The sequence below is a fragment of the Paraburkholderia sp. SIMBA_027 genome, from assembly GCF_046535315.1.
GTDB classification, from domain to species: Bacteria; Pseudomonadota; Gammaproteobacteria; order Burkholderiales; family Burkholderiaceae; genus Paraburkholderia; species Paraburkholderia tropica.
Genome location: NZ_JAWRWY010001731.1, coordinates 1 through 231, shown reverse-complemented (window position 1 = coordinate 231; position 231 = coordinate 1). Strand labels below are relative to the sequence as shown.

The 231-nt window shown below is 32.5% G+C and carries 1 protein-coding gene; it reads left to right on the top strand.

Annotated elements, in window-relative coordinates; translation table 11 throughout:
• The coding region (locus tag SB764_RS45080) for a hypothetical protein (RefSeq protein WP_410867444.1) at window positions 1–231 on the top strand (231 nt) is incomplete at both ends.

Sequence of the window (231 nt, the reverse complement as noted above, 5' to 3'; positions counted from 1 at the left end):
GATTCAGCGTATGTCAATTTAGAAAAAGCAATGGTATATGTTAAGCGGAATGATAATTATGCGACAAATCAGGTGAAATCATTAATCTATTGTGGTTACGGGCACTACTATCTGAACCAAGGCAATAAGGAAAAAGCCCGTGAATATTTAGAAAAATCACTTGAGTTTGGATTAAAGAAAAAAAATGTTGACCGTCTTGTAAAAATCTATAAGCTTTTGAATGAAACATAC